This window comes from Pseudomonas sp. B3G-3 (assembly GCF_028640915.1).
GTDB classification, from domain to species: Bacteria; Pseudomonadota; Gammaproteobacteria; order Pseudomonadales; family Pseudomonadaceae; genus Aquipseudomonas; species Aquipseudomonas chlororaphis_I.
The window spans coordinates 16,902-37,290 of record NZ_JAQZAB010000133.1 but is presented as its reverse complement, the minus strand read 5'-3'; the positions used below and the strand labels follow the sequence as shown (position 1 = coordinate 37,290).

The following is a 20,389-nucleotide window of genomic DNA, read 5'->3' as shown; positions in this document are numbered from 1 at the left end:
GGATGAAAAATCGTGGCACGCAGGACCACCGCGAATTCGTTGTCCTGCGGGGTGCATTCGCGCGATAGCCATCTTCCAGGCACCACAAAATCAGGGGTTCAGCAGACGCACCGCCTTGTCCTTGAGCACCTGCAAATCCATCACCGGCACCCGCAGCTCCTTGGCTTGTTCGTCCCAATGGCGCAAGCGCAGGCTGACCGCGCACAGCGGGTCCTGTTCGAAGGCCCGGGCTTCCTCGGCGCTCATCACTCCACCCTGGTATTCCAGGGTGCGCCGGCTGGCTTGGCTGAGCCGCTCGTAATAGCCCGGCTCCTTGAAGGTCAGGTAACGCTTGGCCTGCACGTGGTACTCCACCAGCCGCGCCAGGCGCTCGCTGAAACCGGCGCGACGCAGGTAGTCGGCGCCCAGCCGTTCATGGCTGACCACGCCGAAACCGCCCATGTTCTCGGCATCCTGCACACAGATATGCCCGATATCGTGGAAGAACGCCGCCAACACCACTTCGTCGTCGAAGCCCTCGGCCATGGCCCGTTGCGCGGCCTGGGACATGTGTTCGAGCTGCGACACTGGCTCGCCAATGTAGTCGCTGTCGCCAAAACGCTCGTACAGGCCGAACACCTCGGCGATCCGCTGCTCAGGCCCCATCAGGCTTCCTCCAGCAAACGGGCGATATTGCCCTCGGCCATGGCCGGGCCGACGCTCATGCCCACGCCGCTGTGCATCAGCGCCACGCTGATCCCGGCGGCCGGGCGCAGGAACGAGAACGGCCCCGGGCCGCGGGCGCCATAGACCCCCTGCCAGCGCTCGATTACCTGCACCTTGCAGCCCAGGGTGTGTTCGGCCAGTTCGAGCATCCAGGTGTCCACCTGTTCGGCATTGAACGGCGACGGGTCGCTGCCGTAATGGTGGGAGTCGCCGATGATCAGCTCGCCATAGGGCGTCGGGCTGATCAGCAGGTGGATGCCGTTTTCGTGCAGGTGCGGCGCGTCCCGCAGGATCTGCGCCTGCACCGCCGCCGCTTCGGGCAGGTCGGCAAAGGCGCCGTAATGCACACAGCTCAGGCCGGTGAGCAGCGCGTGTTGCAGGTCCAGCTGCACCTCGGGCCGGGCGCGGAGCATTTGCAGGCGACAGACCTGCGGCGCCAGCGCGGCAATCGGCTCAGCCAGCAGGGTCTGGTAGTCATGCCCGGAACAGACCAGGATCTGCGCCGCGCGAAAGCTGCCGGCGGTGCTGTGCAACTGGCCGGGCTCGATGTCGCGCACCAGGGTGGAGAAATGAAACGCCACCCCCAGGTCGCGGCGCAGGTAGTCGATCAGCATCGGCAGGGCTTCGCGGGAATACAGCTGCTGGTCGTCCAGACCGTGCAGCGCCGCGCGATGATGGCGGAAGCGGCCGCCGTACAAATCGTTCAAGGCCGCGCCGCGCAGCAGTTCGACGCGGTAGCCGTGCTCCCGCGCGCGTCCGGCGCAGAAGGCCTGCAGCAATTGCTCTTCGGCCTCGGTGCGGGCGAACAGGTAAGAGCCGTTGCGCTTGAGCGGCAAGCCGGCCAGTTCGGCCCAGTCACCCCAGATGCCGCGGCTGGCCCTGGCCAGGTCGAGCATCACCCCAGGCGGCTGGCCGGTCACCAGGGCCTGACCGAAATTGCGCACCGACGCGCCCAGGGGCGTGGCGCTGCGCTCGAAAACCTTGACCCGCAAACCGCGCTTGGCCGCGGCATAGGCATGGGACAGCCCGAGGATGCCGGCGCCGACGATCAGCAGGTCGTTGTGGTTGCTCATGTGTATGTTGTCCTTGGGAGATGACCTGTAGGAGCGAGCTTGCTCGCGAAAAAAACCAAGGGCACCGCGTGCATTCAGGACGCCCTTGTCATCGTTGGCCTCCATCGCGAGCAATCGAGCGTCGACCGGCTGCTCCTACAGGGAGACCTTGCGGTTACTTCGTGGCGACCTTCTCGGACTTGCCGTCATACCGCTTGCGCCACTCGGCGAGGATCTGGTCGCGGTTCTTCGAGGCCCAGGCGAAGTCGTTCTTGATCAGGCGCTGCTCGTAGTCGGCCGGCAGTTCGGACTGTGGCTTGGCGATCCCCGGCTGGGCCAGGACGGCGAAGTTTTCCTTGTACAGCTCCATGGCCGCGGGGCTGGCGGAGAAGTCGGCGAGCTTCTTCGCGGCTTCTTCATGCGGGGTGCCCTTGATCACCGCGGTGGCTTCGATTTCCCAGCCCAGGCCTTCCTTCGGCAGCACGATGTCCAGCGGCGCGCCCTGGCGCTTGAGCTGCACGGCCGGGTATTCGAAGGAAATGCCGATCGGGAATTCGCCGGCCGCCGCCAGCTTGCACGGCTTGGAGCCGGAGTGAACGTACTGGCCGATGTTCTGGTGCAGCTCGTCCATGTACTGCCAGCCCTGCTTCTCGCCGAAGGTCTGCAACCAGGCGCTGACGTCGAGGAAGCCGGTGCCGGACGAGGCCGGGTTGGGCATGACGATCTTGCCCTTGTACTCAGGCTTGGTCAGGTCCTGCCAGCTCACCGGCTTGGTCAGGCCCTGCTTTTCGGCCTCGACGGTGTTGAAGCAGATGGTCGCGGCCCAGACGTCCATGCCGACCCAGGCCGGCGGGTTGGCGGCGTCGCGGTAGTTGCCGCCGATCTTGCCCAAATCCTTCGGCGCATAGCTTTGCAGCATGCCCTGCTGATCGAGGATCGCCAGGCTGGAGGCCGCCAGCCCCCACACCGCGTCCGCCTGCGGCCGGGCTTTTTCCGCCAGCAGCTTGGCGGTGATGATCCCGGTGGAGTCGCGCACCCATTTGATTTCCACGTCCGGGTTGGCGGCTTCGAAGGCCTGCTTGTAGCTCTTCAGTTGCTCGGCTTCGAGGGCGGTATAGACCGTCAGTTCGGTCTTCGCGGCGAAGGCGTTCATGCTGAAAGCAGTGAGGACAGCAGCGGCAACAGCCAGGGGCTTGAACATGGTGCGGTTCCTTTTCTGTGGTGGGGGGCTGTGGTGGTGGACAGGGGGTGAGGGTTGGACAGATTCAGTGGCCGGGCGCGGTCTGCCGCCAGGCCTGGGAGCGGCGCAGCAAGCCACGCGAAGCCCAGGCCAGGAGCAGGGACACGCCCGCCGAGGTCAAGAGGATCAGGGTCGACATGGCTGCCGCGCCGCCGACGTTGCCGGCGTCGTCCATGTTCAGCACCGCCACCGCCGCGAGGATGGTGTCGGGGCTGTAGAGGAAGATCGCCGCCGAGACGGTGGTCATGGCCGAGACGAACAGGTAGCGCAGGATATCCAGCAGCGCCGGCAGGCAGATCGGCACGGTGACCCGCAGGTAATGGCGGTACAGCGGCGCCTTGAGCGACAGCGCGGCGGCCTCGAACTCGGCGTCGAGCTGGCGCAGCGCGGTGGTGGCGGTCATCTGCGCGGTGGTCAGGTAGTGGGCGATGGTGCACACCACCAGCAGGGTCATGCTGCCGTAGAACACATGCAGCGGGTTGCCGCTGAGGTTGAAGAAGAAGACATAACCCAGGCCCAGCACCAGGCCCGGCACCGCCATCGGCACGAAGCTGAGCATGCGCAGCGCCAGGTTGAGGCCGCGCTGGGCGTGGGTCTTCTCCATCAGGTAGGCGCCGGTGAAGATCAGCACGCCGCCGATCAGCGCCGTGCACAGGGCCATGGTCAGGCTGTTGCGGTAGGCCAGCCAGCCGCCCCCGGCGGTGTTGTTGAACTGGTAGTGGTTGAGCGACAGCGACAGGTTGTAGGGCCAGAACTTCACCAGCGACGAGAACACCGCCATGCCGAATACCAGCAGCAGCGCCGCGCAGATCAACAGGACGATCGCCAGGTAGCAGCCGTCTCTCACGCGAGAAGGCGCCGGCTGGAACACCTGGGCCCGGCCGCTCATGGAATCGCCATGACGGCAGCGCAGCCAGGCATCGACACCGAAGCTGAACAGCGCCGGCAGCAACAGCACCATGCCGATCAAGGCGCCACGGCCGAACTGCTGCTGGCCGACCACCGCCTTGTAGGCCTCCAGCGCCAGCACCTGATAGTCGCCGCCGACCACCACCGGCACCCCGAAATCGGTGATGGTCAGGGTGAACACCAGGCAGAACGCGGCGAACACCGCCTGCCGGGTGGCCGGCCAGGTAATGCTGCGAAAGGCCTTGGCCGGGCTGGCGCCCATGCTCGACGCGGCATCGAACAGCCGCGCATCGGCCAGGGACAGGGCCGACAGCAGGATCATCAACGCGTGGGGAAAGGTGTAGATCACTTCGCCGAGGACGATGCCCCAGAAGCCATAGATATTGTCCGAGAGCAGCCCGCGCAGCAGGCCCTGGTTGCCGAACAGATAGACCAGGGCGATCCCCGGCAGCATCGATGGCGCCATCAGCGGCAGCAGCGACAGGCCGCGCCAGATCGCCTTGCCGGGAATCAGCGTGCGTTGCAGGGCATAGGCGAACAGGTAGGCCAGCGGTACCACGATGGCAGCGACGCTGAGGGAGACTTTCAGGCTGTTGCCCAGCAGCCAGTGGAAGTTGGCGCTGGTCACCAGTTCACGGGCGGCGACCAGGCCACCGCCCTGCCCGGCTTCACCGCTGAAGCCGCGCCAGAAGATCGCCAGCAACGGCAGCAGTACCGCCAGGCCCAGCAGCACGAGCAGCACCAGCTTGCCGCCGAGCACGAAGATGCGGTCGCCGATTTCCGCACGGGAAGCCTGGCGCGCCCGTTTTGCGGGTAGCGGCAGGCTCAGATCAACGGCCATCTCAGGCAAACACCTGCAGGCTGCGCGGTGGCAAGGCGACCCAGATGTCCTGGGCGCCGAGGCGCGGCATGGCTTCCGGGGCCAGCTCGGCCAGCAGCGGATGGCCGGGCAATTCGTTGAGTTCGAAGCTCATGCGGCAGCGGTTGCCGAGGAAGGTGATCTCCCGGACCTTGGCCGGGAACAGGTTTTCCTCGTGCACCGGCGGATTGACGCTGATCGCCTCCGGGCGACAGAACAACCGGCCCGAAGCAGCCTTGCCAGAGTCCGCCGCCAGCCGCAGGTTCATCCCGCCGACCTGGGCGTGGCTGTCGCTGCTGCGGCGGAACGGCAGCCAGTTGCCCTGGCCGACGAATTCGGCGACGAACGGGGTGGCCGGGCGATCGTAGATTTCCTGCGGCGTGGCGTACTGCTCGACCCTGCCGTTGTTCATCACCGCGATGCGGTCGGCCATCAACATGGCCTCGTCCTGGTTGTGGGTGACCATCAGGGTGGTGATACCCAGGCGCCGCTGCAGCTGGCGCAGTTCGGTACAGAGGTGCTCGCGCACCCGGGCATCCAGCGCCGACATCGGCTCATCCAGCAGCAGCAACGAAGGCGCCGGGGCCAGGGCGCGCGCCAGGGCCACCCGCTGTTGCTGGCCGCCGGACAGCTGGCCGGGGTATTTCTTTTCGCTGCCGGTCAGGCCCACCAGTTCCAGCATCTGCGCCACGCGCTGGCGCACTTCGTCGCGGCCGCTACCGGCCAGGCCGTAGGCGATGTTGGCTTCGACGCTGAGGTTGGGGAACAGCGCATAGGACTGGAACAGAATGCCGTAGTCCCGGGCCTGGGGCGCCAGGTGCGAGACGTCGCGAGTGCCCAGGTACAACTCGCCCCGGTCCTGGCGCTCGAGGCCGGCGATGCAGCGCAGCAAGGTGGTCTTGCCGCAGCCCGACGGGCCGAGCAGGCACACCAGCTCGCCGGCCGCCACGTCCAGGGAGACGTTATCCAGCGCGGTGAAAGCGCCAAAGCGCTTCTGCATGCCGCGCACCTTCATCGGTGCGCCGGGGTTGCTCAGGGCAGTTGCGATCGGGTTGTTCATGGACGGACCTCATCAAGCTGATGCAGGCCATCCTAGGGAGCGAATGCGTAGTTACTGTGGCAGTGAGGCAAAAGCTGCCGATAGTGGTATTGGCGGATTTGGGTTGGGGATCGCGTTAGCCGTTGCGACGCTATCGCGGGCAAGCCTCGCTCCTACAGAAGCCGAGCGGTGTTTCTGTAGGAGCGAGGCTTGCCCGCGATCACCTGCGCAGCAGGTGGCTGTTCAGGCCGGCGCCATTTCCTGCGCCAGCCCGAGGAAGGCCGCCGGCAGGCGCGCGCCCTTGCGCTCCTTGAGGCAGTACAGGTATTCGGCGATCTGCGGCGCGTTCTCGATGGTCAGCACCCGCAACTGCGGATCGTGGGGCACTTCCTGGCGGGCAATGATGCTGATGCCGATATTGCGCAGCACCGCCTCGCGGATCGACTCACGGCTGCCAATCTCCAGCAGCGGCCCGAAGCTGACCCGGGCGCTGTCGAGCAGCTCTTCGGTCAGGCGCCGGGTGGTGGAGCCCGGCTCGCGCATCAGCAAAGTATGCCCGGCCAGGGCGTTCAAGGGCACGTGATCGAGGGCCGCCAACGGATGATTGCGATGCACCGCCAGCACCAGCGGATCGCTGCCGAGCACCCGGCGGATCAAGCGCGAATCTTCCAGCAACTGCGAGGACGCGGCGATGTCGACCCGATACTCCTCCAGCGACTCCAGGACCTGCTGCGAGTTGCCGATTTCCACCGACACCTCCACCTGGGGCAGGCGCTCCCGGAAGGTCTTCACCAGATCGAGGATGTAATACGGCGCCGTGGCGGCGATCCGCAGGGTGCCTTGCAGCTGGCCGCTGTTGCGCAGGAAAAACTCGATATCGGCTTCCTGCTGCAACAGCGCCTTGACCATCGGCAGCAGCCGGGCGCCTTCTTCGCTGACGCTGAGGCGGCGCCCGCCGCGGTAGAACAGCTCGACCGCATACTGGCTTTCCAGATGGCGGATCTGGGTGGTCACCGTGGGCTGGCTCAGGCCGAGCTTTTTCGCCGCCAGGGTGATGCTGCCCAGGCGGGCCACCATGTAAAACGCCTTCAGCTCGGCACTCAGCACTGCACGCTCTCGTTATCCCTTTATTTGCGCAACAGGCGCAAACCGTTGAAGACCACCAACAGGCTGACGCCCATGTCGGCGAACACGGCCATCCACATGGTGGCCAACCCGAAGAAGGTTACCCCAAGAAAGATCGCCTTGATGACCAGGGCCAGGGCGATATTTTGTACGAGGATGTTCGAGGTCTGGCGGGACAGTCGGACAAAGGCCGGAATCTTGCGCAGATCGTCGTCCATCAGGGCGACATCGGCGGTCTCGATGGCAGTGTCGGTCCCCGCCGCGGCCATGGCGAAACCGATCTCTGCGCGGGCCAGGGCCGGGGCGTCGTTGATGCCGTCGCCGACCATACCGACCCGATGCCCTTGGGCATACAGATCTTCGATGGCTTGCAGCTTGTCGGTGGGCAGCAGGTCGCCGCGGGCCCGGTCGATGCCCACCTGGGCGGCGATGGCCTCGGCAGTGTGCGGGTTGTCGCCGGTCAGCATCAGGGTCTTGATGCCCAGCTCGTGCAACTGCTGGATCGCTTCGCGACTGGACTCCTTGACCGTGTCCGCCACGGCGAACAGGGCCAGGGGGCCGGCGCTGTCGAGCAACAGCACCACGGTCTTGCCCTGTTTCTCCAGGGCGAACAGCTGCTCTTCCAGCTCTGGCGAGCACAGCCCCAGTTCCTCCACCAGGCGATGGTTGCCCAGGTGGTAGAGCTGGCCGTTGATTTCCCCGCGCACACCGCGGCCGGCCAGGGCTTCGAAGTTATCCACAAGGTGCAGGCTCAGTTGCTTATCCACAGCCGCATTGGTGATGGCCAGGGACACCGGGTGATCGGAACGGGACGCCAGGCTGGCGGCGATGGCCGGGGCGCTGCTGTCCGCCAGCGGGTCGAGGGACAGGAAATCGGTCTGCACCGGCTTGCCGTGGGTGATGGTGCCGGTCTTGTCCAGCGCCAGGTAGTCGAGCTTGTAGCCACCCTCCAGGTAGACCCCGCCCTTGATCAGGATGCCTTTGCGCGCCGCCGCGGCCAGGCCGCTGACGATGGTCACCGGAGTGGAAATCACCAGGGCGCACGGACATGCCACCACCAGCAGCACCAGCGCGCGGTAGATCCAGTCGAACCAGGCGGCGCCCATGAACAGCGGTGGAATCACCGCCACGGCCAGGGCGAAGGCGAACACCGCGGGGGTATAGATTTTCGAGAAGCTGTCGACGAAGCGCTGGGTCGGCGCCCGCGCGCCCTGGGCCTGTTCCACCGCGTGGATGATCCGCGCCAGGGTCGAGTTGTTGGCCGCCGCGGTCACCCGGTACTCCAGGGAACCGGCCTGGTTGATGGTGCCGGCGAAGACCTTGTCGCCCAGGGTCTTCTCCACCGGCAGGCTTTCGCCGGTGATCGGCGCCTGGTCGATGGTCGAACTGCCGGCCACCACCTCGCCGTCCAGGCCGATGCGCTCACCCGGACGCACCCGTACCCGCGCGCCGAGTTCGATGCTTTTCGCTTCCAGCTCGAGCCAGCTGCCGTCCGCCTGCTGCACCGTGACCCGCTCCGGGGTCATCTGCATCAGGCCGCTGATGGCATTGCGCGCGCGGTCCAGGGACCGGGCCTCGATCAGCTCGGCCACGGTGAACAGGAACATCACCATCGCCGCTTCCGGCCACTGGCCGATCAGCACGGCGCCGGTCACGGCGATGCTCATCAGAGCGTTGATATTCAGGTTGCGGTTCTTCAGGGCGATCCAGCCCTTCTTGTAGGTGCCGAGGCCGCCGCTGAGGATCGAGACCAGGGCAATCACCGCCACCACCCAGGTCGGCGCGGCGCTGGTGAAGTGGATCACTTCCGCGGCCAGCGCGCCGATTCCGGACAGCGCCAGCGGCCACCAGTGCTTTTTCACCGGTGCTGCGGCCGGGGCATCGGACTCGCCGCCCAGGCCGATGGGCTCGGCTTCCATGCCCAGGGACTTGATGGCGGCGATGATCGGGGCAACGTCCGGCAGGTCGTGGGTCACGCCCAGCACCCGGTTGATCAGGTTGAACTCCAGTTGCTGCACACCCGCCAGCTTGCCCAGCTTGTTCTGGATCAGCGTCTGCTCGGTCGGGCAGTCCATGGCGTCGATGCGAAAGCTGCTCAGGCGCGCATTGGCGCTCGGCGCCGCGCTGAGCTTGACCAGCGATGGCGCGGCGGCCGACGAACAACAGGCATCACCATGGCTGTCAGCCTGGGGCTCGCTCAACTGGACCAACGACGGCGCTGAACAGCAGGAACCGCCGTGACCGGCATGATCGTGTTTTTTCACCGGATGCAGTTTTGCGCCATGGCCGTGATCGTGATCGTGATCGTGATCGTGATCGTGATCGTGGCCAGCATGCTTGGAACCAGCGCCGGGTTTGCCAGGGGTGTGCAACGAATCGCTCATAAGGTCGCGTCCGAAAAGGTGCCTGTTGCCAAGTGAACACCCTGTAGCCACTATAGGGTCAAGCACCCTTTCGGAGATTGTCGCGATGAAAATTGGCGAGCTGGCGAAGCTGACCGACTGTCAGGTCGAAACCATCCGTTACTACGAGCGCGAAGGCCTGCTGCCGGAACCGGCCCGCAGCGAAGGCAATTACCGTCTGTATACCCAGGCCCACACCGAACGCCTGACCTTCATCCGCAACTGCCGCAGCCTGGACATGACCCTCGAGGAAATCCGCAGCCTGCTGAACCTGCGCGACAGCCCGCAGGACCAGTGCCAGAGCGTGAATGCGTTGATCGACGAGCATATCCACCACGTCAAGGCGCGGATCGACGGGCTGCTGGCCTTGCAGACACAGCTGCTCGACCTGCGCCAACGCTGCAGCGAAGGGCCGGATCTGGATCAGTGCGGGATTTTGCAGAGCCTGGAAGTCAGCGGCTCGGTGGCCCCCAGCGAGGCCGAGGACTCTCACGTGGGCCGTAGCCACGGCCACTAGACAAACCCTGTAGGAGCGAGCTTGCTCGCGATAGCGGTGAGGTGAGCACCGCAAATCTCAGCCTGGCGGCTGATCGCGAGCAAGCTCGCTCCTACAGAGGGTGGATCAGACCGCCATCGGCGCGGTCATCGGCGCGTGGTGCTCGTAGCCTTCCAGCGAGAAGTCGCTCGGCTCGACCTTTTCCAGCCACTCCGGCTCGTACACGCCGGTCTTGGCAAACTCCGGTACACGCTCGGAAATCACTAGCTTCGGCATCGGGAACGGCTCGCGCTTGAGCTGTTCGTTGAGCATGTCCAGGTGGTTTTCGTAGACGTGGGCGTCACCAATGAAATAGGTGAACCAGCGCGGGGTGTAGCCGGTCAGGCGACCGATCAGGCTCAGCAGTGCCGCGCCTTCGGTGAGGTTGAACGGCGTGCCCAGGCCCAGGTCGTTGGAGCGGATGTAGAGGGTCAGGGAAATCTCCCGGGTCTCGACATTCGGGTGGAACTGGTACAGCAGGTGGCACGGCGGCAGGGCCATTTCATCCAGCTGGGCGCAGTTCCAGCCGTGGAACAGGATACGGCGGCTGCCCGGGTCCTTGATGATGGTGTCCACGCACTGGCGCACCTGATCGATGGCCTTGTACAGCACCACGTAGGCCTGGCCGTTTTCCTCGCCTTCGGCGATCTGCCGGTAGCCCTGGCCCAGGGTCTGCTCGATGGCGGCCGGGTTGCTCAGGGGGATCTGCTTGTACGCCGGCCACTTGCGCCATTGCACGCCGTAGATCTCACCCAGGTCGTCCTCGCCCTGGCGGAAGGGGTTGGCCAGCCACTGGGCGTTTTCGTTGGCATTCTGGTCCCAGACCTTGCAGCCCAGGGCACGGAATTCGGCGGCGTTGTTCACCCCACGAAGGAAACCGCACATCTCGCCGATGGCCGATTTGAAGGCCATCTTGCGGGTGGTGATCGCCGGGAAACCGTCTTTCAGGTCATAACGCAGCATCGCGCCGGGAAAGCTGATGGTGTTCACGCCCGTGCGGTTGGCCTGCTTGGTGCCGTTCTTGATGACGTGGGCGACCAGATCGAGATATTGCTTCATGTATTACCTGTGTCCTTGAAGGCAGGGCTCGCGCCCTGCGATCCGAATTAGAGCGCGGCGTCTTTCGCCGCCGGTGCCGCTGGAGCGCGGTGGTAGGCCAGCCAGATCAGGAACAGGCCGCCAACGATCATCGGCAGGCACAGCACCTGGCCCATGGTCAGCCAGTTCCACGCCAGGTAACCCAGCTGCGCATCCGGGACCCGGACGAACTCGACGATAAAACGGAAAATACCGTAAAACAGGGCGAACATCCCGGAAACCGCCATGGTTGGGCGAGGTTTGCGCGAGAACAGCCAGAGGATGAGGAACAGCGCCACGCCTTCCAGGGCGAACTGATACAGCTGCGAAGGATGGCGCGGCAGCTGGGCCGGATCGCTGAACGGCGGGAAGATCATCGCCCACGGCAGGTCGGTCGGCTTGCCCCACAGCTCGGCGTTGATGAAGTTGCCGATGCGCCCGGCGCCCAGGCCGATCGGCACCATCGGCGCGACGAAGTCCATCAGCTGGAAGAACGACTTGCCGTTCTTCTTGCCGAACCACAAGGCCGCCAGCATCACCCCGATGAAACCGCCGTGGAACGACATGCCGCCTTTCCAGACCTCGAAGATCAGCGTCGGGTTGGCCAGGTAGGCGCTCAGGTCGTAGAACAGCACATACCCCAGGCGCCCGCCGACAATGACCCCCATCGACATCCAGAACACCATGTCGGAGAGCTTCTCCTTGGTCCAGGTCGGGTCGAAGCGGTTCAACCGGCGCGACGCCAGCAGCCAGGCGCCACCGATGCCGATCAGGTACATCAGGCCGTACCAGTGAATTTTCAGCGGGCCGATGGCCAGGGCCACCGGGTCGATCTGCGGGTAAGGCAGCATTGCGACTCCTCGTTAGAGTGAAACTCGATTTGCGCCGCGACCATGTCACGCGCGGATTAAGCCAGGATTGCGAAACCTGTCAGAGCAGGAACGTCAGGCCGACCACGAACAGCAGGCCGGCGAACAGCCGCTTCAACAGGCGCGGAGACAGTCGATGGGCCAGTCGCGCGCCGAACCGGGCAAAGACCATGCTGGTCAGGGCAATGCCCAGCAGCGCCGGCAAATACACAAAACCCAGACTATGAGCCGGCAGCGACGGATCATGCCAGCCCAGAATCATGAAACTTATTGCACTGGCCACGGCAATCGGCAAACCACAGGCCGAGGACGTGGCCACCGCCTGCTGCATCGGCACGCTGCGCCAGGTCAGGAACGGCACGGTCAGCGAGCCGCCGCCGATGCCGAAAATCGCCGAAGCCCAGCCGATCACACTGCCGGCCAGGGTCAGCCCGAGCTTGCCGGGAACGTCGCGGCTGGCCTTGGGCCGCAGGTCCAGGGTCATCTGCAGGGCGATCACCAGGGCGAAGACACCGATGATTTTCTGCAGGTTCGGCCCGGAGATCGCTTCGGCCGTCAGCGCCCCGACCCCGGCGCCGAGCAGGATGCCCAGGGTCATCCAGGCAAAGATCGGCCAGCGCACCGCGCCCCTGCGCTGGTGTTCGCGAACCGCGTTGACCGAGGTGAAGATGATGGTCGCCAGCGACGTGCCGACCGCCAGGTGGGTCAGGATCGACGGATCGAAACCTTGCAGGGTGAAGCTGAACACCAGCACGGGCACGATGATGATGCCGCCACCCACGCCAAACAGACCAGCCAATACGCCGGCGCAGGCCCCCAGCAGCAGATAGAGCAGAAATTCCATGGAGGCATCCCGAAAAGAGAGCGGCATGGTAACGGATGCATGGCCCTTGGCTCCACTGGATGGCGATGGATACCCAGTCGATCTGTGCGTAGAGTGGGCAAAAAACACAAAAGGGACGACCTGATGTGCTTGATCGTATTCGCCTGGCGGCCGGGCCACGCCCTGCCCCTGATCGTCGCGGCCAACCGTGACGAGTTCTACGCCCGCCCCAGCCTGCCGCTGGCGCAATGGCCCGAAGCGCCCGACATCTACGCCGGCCGCGATCTGGAGGCAGGCGGTACCTGGCTCGGCCTCGGCGCCGACGGACGCTTCGCCGCCCTGACCAATATCCGCAATCCCCACCAGCCCCCTGCACGCCGTTCCCGAGGCGAGCTGGTAGCGCGTTTTCTCAGCAACAAGATGTCGATAGACGACTATTTCAGCGACGTTGTCGGCCGATCCCTGGAATATGCCGGCTTCAACCTGCTGATAGGCACCCCTGACCAGCTCTGGCACTACAACGCCCAGGCCCGTGAGCCGCAGCAACTGGACAGTGGCGTGTACGGCCTGTCGAATGCCGGGCTCGACACACCCTGGCCCAAGCTGCTCAAGGCCAAGGCGGCGCTGCAGGAAGTACTGCACGACCCGCACCCCCAGGCTCTGCTCGCCCTGCTCAGCGATGCGCAGACCGCGCCGTTTGCCGACCTTCCCGACACCGGGGTCGGCCTGGCCACCGAGAGCCTGCTGTCGAGCGTGTTTATCGCCAGCCCCAGTTATGGCACGCGGGCCAGCACGGCGCTGATCGTCCGGGCCGATGGTTCCAGGCACATAGTCGAGCGCAGCTTCGGGCCCTATGGCGGGCATCTGGGGGAAGTGGAGCTGAAGGTTTAGCGGTGTCTGAAAGTACGCTATCGCGAGCAAGCTCGCTCCTACAGGGTTTGGCGACGTCTGTAGGAGTGAGCTTGCTCGCGATCGTTTTTAAAGAGTCTTGGCCGATGCCGGATTGATCATCCGCGCCAGGCCCAGGTTCTTCAGCGCCAGTTGCAGCGAGCTGTGGATAACTTGCGGGTTGTCGATGGTCATCAACTCGGCCAGCAGTTCCTTGGCCTTGCTGAGATTGATCTGACGCAGCATCCACTTCACTTTCGGCAGGTTGGTGGCGTTCATCGACAGGCTGTCGAAGCCCATTGCCATCAGCAACACCGCCGCCGCCGGATCGCCGGCCATCTCGCCGCAGATGCTCACCGGCTTGCCTTCGGCATGGGCGTCGCGCACCACGGTCTGCAAGGCTTGCAGCACCGCCGGATGCAGGTAGTCGTAGAGATCCGCCACCCGCGGGTTGTTGCGGTCCACGGCCAGCAGGTACTGGGTCAGGTCGTTGGAGCCGACCGACAGGAAGTCCACCTGGCGCGCCAGTTCCTTGGTCTGGTACACCGCGGCCGGGATCTCGATCATCACCCCGATCGGCGGCATCGGCACGTCGGTGCCTTCGTCGCGCACTTCGCCCCAGGCGCGGTGGATCAGGTGCAGAGCTTCTTCCAGCTCGTGGGTGCCGGAGATCATCGGCAGGAGAATGCGCAGGTTGTTCAGGCCTTCGCTGGCCTTGAGCATGGCGCGGGTCTGGACGAGGAAAATCTCGGGATGGTCGAGGGTGACGCGAATGCCGCGCCAGCCGAGGAAGGGGTTGTCTTCCTTGATCGGGAAATACGACAGTGACTTATCGCCGCCGATGTCCAGGCTGCGCATCGTCACCGGTTGCGGGTGGAAGGCCGCAAGTTGCTCGCGATAGATCGCCAGCTGCTCCTTTTCGCTCGGGAAGCGTTGGTTGATCATGAACGGCACTTCGGTGCGGTACAGACCCACGCCTTCGGCGCCGCGCTTCTGCGCCCGCGCCACGTCCGCCAGCAGGCCGGTGTTGACCCACAGCGGCATGCGGTGGCCGTCCAGCGTCACGCACGGCTGGTCGCGCAGCGCATCCAGGCCCTGGGCCAGCTGCCGTTCTTCCTCGACCACATCGGCGAACTGCTTGCGCAGCACATCGCTGGGGTTGGTGTAGACCTCGCCGTGGTAGCCATCGACGATCATCTGGATGCCGTCGACTTTCGAGTACGGCAGGTCGACCAGGCCCATCACCGTCGGGATGCCCATGGCCCGGGCCAGGATCGCCACGTGGGAGTTGCCCGAACCCAATACCGAGACCAGGCCGACCAGCTTGCCTTCCGGCACCTCGCCGAGCATGGCCGGCGTCAGTTCTTCGCTGACCAGGATAGTGTTGTCGGGGTAGACCAGGGTTTGCTGGCGTTCTTCCTGCAGGTAGGCCAGCAGGCGGCGGCCCAGGTCCTTGACGTCCGACGCCCGCTCGCGCAGGTAGGCATCGTCCATCAGTTCGAAACGGTTGACGTGATCGGTGACCACCTGGCGCAACGCGCCCTGGGCCCACTGGCCGGTCTTGATCACGGTGGTCACTTCGCTGCCCAGGGAGGCATCGTCGAGCATCATCAGGTAGACGTCGAACAGCGCCCGCTCTTCGGGACGCAGCTGGGTGGCGAGTTTTTCCGAGAGGGTGCGCATGTCGGCGCGCACGCCTTCGATGGCGGTCTTGAACAACGCCAGCTCGGCGTCGATGTCGGTAATGCTCTTGTCAGGCACCACGTCCAGGTCGGCCGGCGGCAGCATGACCACCGCGGTACCGACCGCCGCGCCGGGCGAGCCGGGCACCCCGATGAACTTGGCTTCCTGGATACCCTTGCCCTGACGACCCAGGCCACGGATCGAACCGGTGGCTTCGGCATGAGCGATAACCCCCGCCAGTTGGGCGCTCATGGTCACCAGGAAGGCTTCTTCGCCCTCGTCGAACTGACGACGCTCCTTTTGCTGGATGACCAGAACGCCGACGACCCGGCGGTGGTGAATGATCGGCGCGCCGAGGAAGGAAGCATAGCGCTCCTCGCCGGTCTCGGCGAAGTAGCGATAACGCGGGTGATCGGCGGCGTTTTCGAGGTTCAGCGGTTCTTCGCGCGTACCGACCAGGCCGACCAGACCTTCGTTGGGTGCCATGCTGACCTTGCCGATCGAGCGCTTGTTCAAGCCCTCGGTGGCCATCAGGACAAAACGGTTGGTCTCCGGATCCAGCAGATAGACCGAGCAGACCTGGCTGCCCATGGCCTCTTTGACGCGCAACACAATAATCCCCAACGCCGCCTTGAGATCCTTGGCGGAGTTAACTTCCTGGACGATCTTGCGCAGCGTATTGAGCATGGCTCGGGGTCGAACTCCGTCGTCAGTCGCGCGCTAGAAGGCGCGGGGCAAGCTCTTTGAGAGCGCGGCGATAAACCTCGCGCTTGAATGTCACCACCTGGCCCAACGGATACCAATAACTGACCCAGCGCCAGCCATCGAACTCCGGTTTACCGGTCAAATCCATCCGCACCCGCTGCTCGTTGGAGATCAGGCGCAGGAGAAACCATTTCTGTTTCTGGCCGATGCACAGCGGTTGGCTGTGGGTACGGACCAGGCGTTGCGGCAAACGATAGCGCAACCAGCCCCGGGTGCAGGCGAGAATTTGCACATCTTCGCGTTCCAGGCCTACTTCTTCGTTCAACTCGCGGTACAGAGCGTCTTCCGGCGTCTCTTCGGGGTTGATTCCCCCTTGCGGAAACTGCCAGGCATCTTGATTGATACGGCGAGCCCATAGCACCTGGCCGGCATCATTCGTCAGAATGATCCCGACATTGGGGCGGAAACCATCGGGGTCGATCACGGCAACAACCTCGCAAACGCATGTCGCCGCATTGTTCCACAAAGGTTGTGAAAGCAGCAACGAGGCTTCCTAGCTTATGTGCACTCTTGTGAAAAGACCGTATTCTGGACGCCTTTTTTCAGACTTATCAGCGAGTAACCGTGATGCGCCTGGCTTTATTCGACTTGGACAACACCCTTCTGGGCGGCGACAGTGACCACGCCTGGGGCGATTACCTGTGCGAACGAGGCTTCCTCGACGCCGTCGCCTACAAAGCCCGCAACGACGAGTTCTACCAGGACTACCTGGCCGGCAAGCTCGACCAGGCCGCGTACCTGAACTTCTGCCTGGAGGTTCTCGGCCGCACCGAGATGGACGTGCTCGACCAGTGGCACCGCGACTACATGCGCGACTGCATCGAGCCGCTGATGCTGCCCAAGGCAGCGCAATTGCTGGCCAAGCACAAGGCCGCCGGCGACAAGCTGGTGATCATCACCGCCACCAACCGCTTCGTCACCGCGCCGATCGCCGAACGCCTGGGCGTGGAAACCCTGATCGCCACCGAGTGCGAGATGCAAGACGGCCGCTACACCGGGCGCAGCATCGACGTCCCGTGCTTTCGCGAAGGCAAGGTCACCCGCCTGACGCGCTGGCTCGAGGAAACCGGCCACAGCCTGGAAGACAGCTACTTCTATAGCGATTCGATGAATGACTTGCCGCTGCTGGATCTGGTGGCGAACCCGATCGCCGTGGATCCGGACCCGAACCTGCGGGCCCTGGCCCAGCAGCGTGGCTGGCCGGTGATCAGCCTGCGCACCTGAGGACGCCATCGCGAGCAAGCTCGCTCCTACGCCAATCTCTGTAGGAGCGAGCTTGCTCGCGATAACAATGCTAAAAGCCGATCAGACAGGCTTGGCGCCCATCAACCCGGCAATGGCGAAGAAACACACGAAGCTGAACACCGCCAGCGCCAGGGTGAACTTCGGACTCCCTACACCCGAAGCGATCCGGACCCGATTGAGCCGCGCCAGCAGCCAGAAACAGCTCAGGGCACCCAGGGTATAGATCAGGCTGGAGGCCAGGATCCAGGTCTGCCCCAGCGACCAGCCCAGCAGATGCACCAGCCACCAGCCGCTGAACGGCAGGCTGGCCAGGCAGATCACCAGCAACAGCCAGACGAACACCAGTGGCCGGCGCAACAGCCGGCTGTAGATGCTTGCGTCACCCTTGCTACGAGCGCGCCAGACCCAGATCGCCAGCCCTAGCGCACTGCCCAGCAGCAACACGGTGGCCAGGATATGGACGGTTTTGAGGACGGTCAGCGTTTCCATGTAATCGACTCCTTGAGGCCTAGCCCACCAGCGTAGCCGTTCAGCCGAGGAACAGCTGATACGCCGGGTTATCACTCTCGTCCCAATACGGGTAACCGATCTGCTCCAGCGCCGCCGGCACCAGATGGCGTTCGCTCGCCGGCACTTGCAGGCCGGCGACCACCCGGCCATCGGCCGCGCCATGGTTGCGGTAGTGGAACATCGAGATGTTCCAGCGCCCGCCGAGCTTGTTGAGGAAGTTGAACAGCGCGCCCGGGCGCTCCGGGAACTCGAAGCGGAACACCACTTCGTCGCTGACCCGCGCGGCATGCCCGCCGACCATATGACGGATATGCAGCTTGGCCAGTTCGTTGTCGGTCAGGTCGGTCACCGGGAAGCCCTGTTCGGACAGGCTGGCGATCAGCGCGCTGCGCGGATCGTTTTCCGGGTGGGTCTGCACGCCAACGAAGATGTGCGCTTCGCTGCCGGTGTTGTAGCGGTAGTTGAATTCGGTGATCTGGCGCTTGCCGATGGCTTCGCAGAACGCCTTGAAGCTCCCCGGCTGTTCGGGAATGGTCACGGCGATGATGGCTTCGCGGCCCTCGCCCAGCTCGGCGCGCTCAGCGACATGGCGCAGGCGGTCGAAGTTGACGTTGGCGCCAGAGTCGATGGCCACCAGGGTCTGCCCGCTGACGCCACGCTGCTCGACGTACTTCTTGATCCCGGCCACGCCCAGGGCGCCAGCCGGTTCGGTGATGGAGCGGGTGTCGTCGTAGATGTCCTTGATCGCCGCGCAGATCTCGTCGGTGCTGACGGTGATCACTTCATCCACGTAGTCCTTGCAGATGTCGAAGGTGTGCTGGCCGATCTGCGCCACCGCGACGCCGTCGGCGAAGATGCCCACGGTCGGCAGCACCACGCGCTCGCCGGCGGCCATCGCCGCTTGCAGGCAGTTGGAGTCGTCCGGCTCGACGCCGATGATCTTGATTTCCGGCCGCAGGTATTTGACGTAGGCCGCGATCCCGGCGATCAGGCCGCCACCGCCGACCGGCACGAAGATCGCATCCAGGCGCCCCGGATGCTGGCGCAGGATTTCCATCGCCACGGTGCCCTGCCCGGCGATGGTGTGCGGATCGTCGTACGGGTGGATATAGACGTAGCCTTTTTCGTCCACCAGCTTCAGCGAGTAGGCCAGGGCTTCGGGAAAGGAATCGCCGTGCAGCACCACTTTGCCGCCGCGCGAGCGCACGCCTTCGACCTTGATCTCCGGGGTGGTCTTGGGCATCACGATGGTCGCCTTCACCCCCAGCACCTTGGCCGCCAGGGCCAGGCCCTGGGCATGGTTGCCGGCCGAGGCGGTGACCACGCCACGGGCGCGCTCCGCGTCGCTGAGCTGGGTCAGCTTGTTGTAGGCGCCACGAATCTTGAACGAGAACACCGGCTGCAAGTCTTCGCGCTTGAGCCAGATCTGATTGCCCAGCCGCTCGGAGAGCTGGCGGGCAGTCTGCAACGGGGTTTCTACGGCAACGTCGTAAACGCGCGAGGTGAGGATCTTTTTGACGTACTGTTCGAGCATCGGAAAGCATCACTGAGCGGGTTGGGCAGGGCCAGCGAGTCTAACCCAGCGTTTGCCCGGGCGACCACACGAATCCAGAGGTTTAACCCTCTGTAGCCGCCGCCGAAGGCTGCGATAGGTCCGTAGGACCTCCAGCGCACTCTCGTCCGTCACGACCTGACGGTCGATCGCAGCCTTCGGCAGCGGCTACCAAAAGCGGTTCGCCAAACGGGCAATGACCTGCTCAGGACACCGGCCTATAATGCCGGCCTTTCCGTTCCCCCTTGCCCGCTTCCGGAGCCCGCATGACCCAGGATCAACTCAAACAGGCCGTGGCCCAGGCTGCCGTCGACCTCATCCTCCCGAAACTCGATGACAAGAGCATCGTCGGGGTCGGCACCGGCTCCACCGCCAACTGCTTCATCGACGCCCTGGCCCAGCACAAGGCCGCCTTCGATGGCGCGGTCGCCAGCTCCGAAGCCACCGCGGCGCGCCTCAAGGGCCACGGCATCCCGGTGTACGAACTGAACACCGTCAGCGACCTGGAGTTCTACATCGACGGCGCCGACGAAAGCGACGAGCACCTGAACCTGATCAAGGGCGGCGGCGCGGCCCTGACCCGCGAAAAGATCGTCGCGGCCGTGGCCAAGACCTTTATCTGCATCGCCGACGCCAGCAAGCTGGTACCGGTGCTGGGCGCCTTCCCGCTGCCGGTGGAAGTGATCCCGATGGCCCGCAGCCACGTGGCCCGCGAGCTGGTGAAGCTGGGCGGCGACCCGGTCTACCGGGAAGGCGTGATCACCGACAACGGCAACATCATCCTCGACGTGCACAACATGCAGATCACCAATCCGGTGGAACTGGAAGCACAGATCAATGCGATTGTCGGCGTGGTCACCAACGGCCTGTTCGCCGCCCGCCCGGCCGACGTACTGCTGCTGGGCACCAGTGAAGGCGTGAAGACCCTCACCGCCTGATGCCGCCGATTTCGCCCCTGCCGCAATGGCGGGGGCGAATGCTTCGATCCATACCTTCCCCCGCCTCTCCCCGCACCAACTCCGCCCGCACCGCTACTTTTCGCCGCATTTAGCCGCAGAAATATCCAGATTCGCGCACCAGGTCTCAGCACGGCCCACGACTTCCCGTATCA

Annotated in this window: 19 protein-coding genes; 5 read left to right on the top strand and 14 right to left on the bottom strand. The window is 64.7% G+C overall.

The features are described from left to right. Positions 1-90: 90 nt before the first annotated feature. From PVZ80_RS30270 to PVZ80_RS30240, 7 genes are all read right to left on the bottom strand, one after another. Positions 91-645 (bottom strand): phosphonate degradation HD-domain oxygenase, encoded by a 555-nt coding sequence (locus tag PVZ80_RS30270; RefSeq protein ID WP_273864944.1) that lies wholly within the window; start codon positions 643-645, stop codon positions 91-93. Beyond that, positions 645-1,778 (bottom strand): TIGR03364 family FAD-dependent oxidoreductase, encoded by a 1,134-nt coding sequence (locus PVZ80_RS30265; RefSeq protein WP_273864943.1) that lies wholly within the window; start codon positions 1,776-1,778, stop codon positions 645-647. The genes PVZ80_RS30270 and PVZ80_RS30265 overlap by 1 nt, the downstream gene beginning before the upstream one ends. Positions 1,779-1,932: 154 nt before the next feature. Next, positions 1,933-2,958 (bottom strand): putative 2-aminoethylphosphonate ABC transporter substrate-binding protein, encoded by a 1,026-nt coding sequence (locus PVZ80_RS30260; RefSeq protein WP_273864942.1) that lies wholly within the window; start codon positions 2,956-2,958, stop codon positions 1,933-1,935. Between the two features lie 64 nt (positions 2,959-3,022). Beyond that, positions 3,023-4,747 (bottom strand): putative 2-aminoethylphosphonate ABC transporter permease subunit, encoded by a 1,725-nt coding sequence (locus tag PVZ80_RS30255; protein WP_273864941.1) that lies wholly within the window; start codon positions 4,745-4,747, stop codon positions 3,023-3,025. Between the two features lies 1 nt (position 4,748). Continuing rightward, positions 4,749-5,825, bottom strand: coding sequence for a putative 2-aminoethylphosphonate ABC transporter ATP-binding protein (locus PVZ80_RS30250; protein ID WP_023967956.1), 1,077 nt, complete (start codon positions 5,823-5,825; stop codon positions 4,749-4,751). Between the two features lie 222 nt (positions 5,826-6,047). Continuing rightward, on the bottom strand, positions 6,048-6,911 hold the full coding sequence (locus PVZ80_RS30245; RefSeq protein WP_009051348.1) for a LysR family transcriptional regulator: 864 nt from the start codon (positions 6,909-6,911) through the stop codon (positions 6,048-6,050). A 20-nt stretch (positions 6,912-6,931) separates the two neighbouring features. Next, positions 6,932-9,130, bottom strand: a complete 2,199-nt coding sequence (locus PVZ80_RS30240) for a heavy metal translocating P-type ATPase (protein WP_273864940.1) — start codon at positions 9,128-9,130, stop codon at positions 6,932-6,934. Between the two features lie 36 nt (positions 9,131-9,166). On the opposite strand from PVZ80_RS30240, the gene PVZ80_RS30235 reads away from it, so the two are divergent. Together PVZ80_RS30235 and cadR are read left to right on the top strand one after the other, a co-directional pair. Further along, positions 9,167-9,349, top strand: a complete 183-nt coding sequence (locus tag PVZ80_RS30235) for a hypothetical protein (RefSeq protein ID WP_236643522.1) — start codon at positions 9,167-9,169, stop codon at positions 9,347-9,349. 49 nt (positions 9,350-9,398) lie between these two features. Further along, positions 9,399-9,848 carry a Cd(II)/Pb(II)-responsive transcriptional regulator gene (gene cadR, locus PVZ80_RS30230; protein WP_009051350.1) on the top strand — a complete coding sequence of 150 codons (450 nt, stop codon included), beginning with the start codon at positions 9,399-9,401 and terminating at the stop codon, positions 9,846-9,848. Positions 9,849-9,953: 105 nt separating this feature from the next. Here the strand turns inward: cadR and PVZ80_RS30225 are convergent, their stop codons facing one another. The 3 genes from PVZ80_RS30225 to PVZ80_RS30215 all read right to left on the bottom strand — a co-directional run bounded on the left by PVZ80_RS30225 (position 9,954) and on the right by PVZ80_RS30215 (position 12,656). Beyond that, positions 9,954-10,925: a thymidylate synthase gene (locus PVZ80_RS30225; protein ID WP_038636022.1), complete on the bottom strand. Its 972-nt coding sequence runs from the start codon at positions 10,923-10,925 to the stop codon at positions 9,954-9,956. Between the two features lie 47 nt (positions 10,926-10,972). Continuing rightward, the gene (gene lgt, locus PVZ80_RS30220; RefSeq protein ID WP_025807131.1) at positions 10,973-11,794 is read right to left on the bottom strand and encodes a prolipoprotein diacylglyceryl transferase; all 822 of its coding nucleotides are present in this window, start codon (positions 11,792-11,794) and stop codon (positions 10,973-10,975) included. Between the two features lie 79 nt (positions 11,795-11,873). Further along, the gene (locus PVZ80_RS30215; protein WP_009051353.1) at positions 11,874-12,656 is read right to left on the bottom strand and encodes a sulfite exporter TauE/SafE family protein; all 783 of its coding nucleotides are present in this window, start codon (positions 12,654-12,656) and stop codon (positions 11,874-11,876) included. 123 nt (positions 12,657-12,779) lie between these two features. Between PVZ80_RS30215 and PVZ80_RS30210 the strand changes: the two genes are divergently transcribed. Next, positions 12,780-13,526 carry an NRDE family protein gene (locus tag PVZ80_RS30210; RefSeq protein ID WP_029527260.1) on the top strand — a complete coding sequence of 249 codons (747 nt, stop codon included), beginning with the start codon at positions 12,780-12,782 and terminating at the stop codon, positions 13,524-13,526. Between the two features lie 87 nt (positions 13,527-13,613). Here the strand turns inward: PVZ80_RS30210 and ptsP are convergent, their stop codons facing one another. Together ptsP and PVZ80_RS30200 are read right to left on the bottom strand one after the other, a co-directional pair. Beyond that, the gene (gene ptsP, locus PVZ80_RS30205) at positions 13,614-15,893 is read right to left on the bottom strand and encodes a phosphoenolpyruvate--protein phosphotransferase (protein WP_016704812.1); all 2,280 of its coding nucleotides are present in this window, start codon (positions 15,891-15,893) and stop codon (positions 13,614-13,616) included. Between the two features lie 22 nt (positions 15,894-15,915). Continuing rightward, positions 15,916-16,395, bottom strand: coding sequence for an RNA pyrophosphohydrolase (locus PVZ80_RS30200; RefSeq protein WP_007927344.1), 480 nt, complete (start codon positions 16,393-16,395; stop codon positions 15,916-15,918). 143 nt (positions 16,396-16,538) lie between these two features. On the opposite strand from PVZ80_RS30200, the gene PVZ80_RS30195 reads away from it, so the two are divergent. Beyond that, the gene (locus tag PVZ80_RS30195; protein ID WP_009051356.1) at positions 16,539-17,195 is read left to right on the top strand and encodes an HAD family hydrolase; all 657 of its coding nucleotides are present in this window, start codon (positions 16,539-16,541) and stop codon (positions 17,193-17,195) included. Between the two features lie 81 nt (positions 17,196-17,276). Here PVZ80_RS30195 and PVZ80_RS30190 read toward each other — a convergent pair whose 3' ends face one another. Then, the gene (locus tag PVZ80_RS30190; protein ID WP_009051357.1) at positions 17,277-17,705 is read right to left on the bottom strand and encodes a DUF2269 family protein; all 429 of its coding nucleotides are present in this window, start codon (positions 17,703-17,705) and stop codon (positions 17,277-17,279) included. Between the two features lie 40 nt (positions 17,706-17,745). Further along, positions 17,746-19,260 carry a threonine ammonia-lyase, biosynthetic gene (gene ilvA / locus PVZ80_RS30185; protein ID WP_009051358.1) on the bottom strand — a complete coding sequence of 505 codons (1,515 nt, stop codon included), beginning with the start codon at positions 19,258-19,260 and terminating at the stop codon, positions 17,746-17,748. 284 nt (positions 19,261-19,544) lie between these two features. Between ilvA and rpiA the strand changes: the two genes are divergently transcribed. After that, entirely contained in the window at positions 19,545-20,216 is a 672-nt protein-coding gene (gene rpiA, locus PVZ80_RS30180; protein ID WP_009051359.1) for a ribose-5-phosphate isomerase RpiA, read from the top strand. The last annotated feature ends 173 nt before the right edge of the window (positions 20,217-20,389 follow it).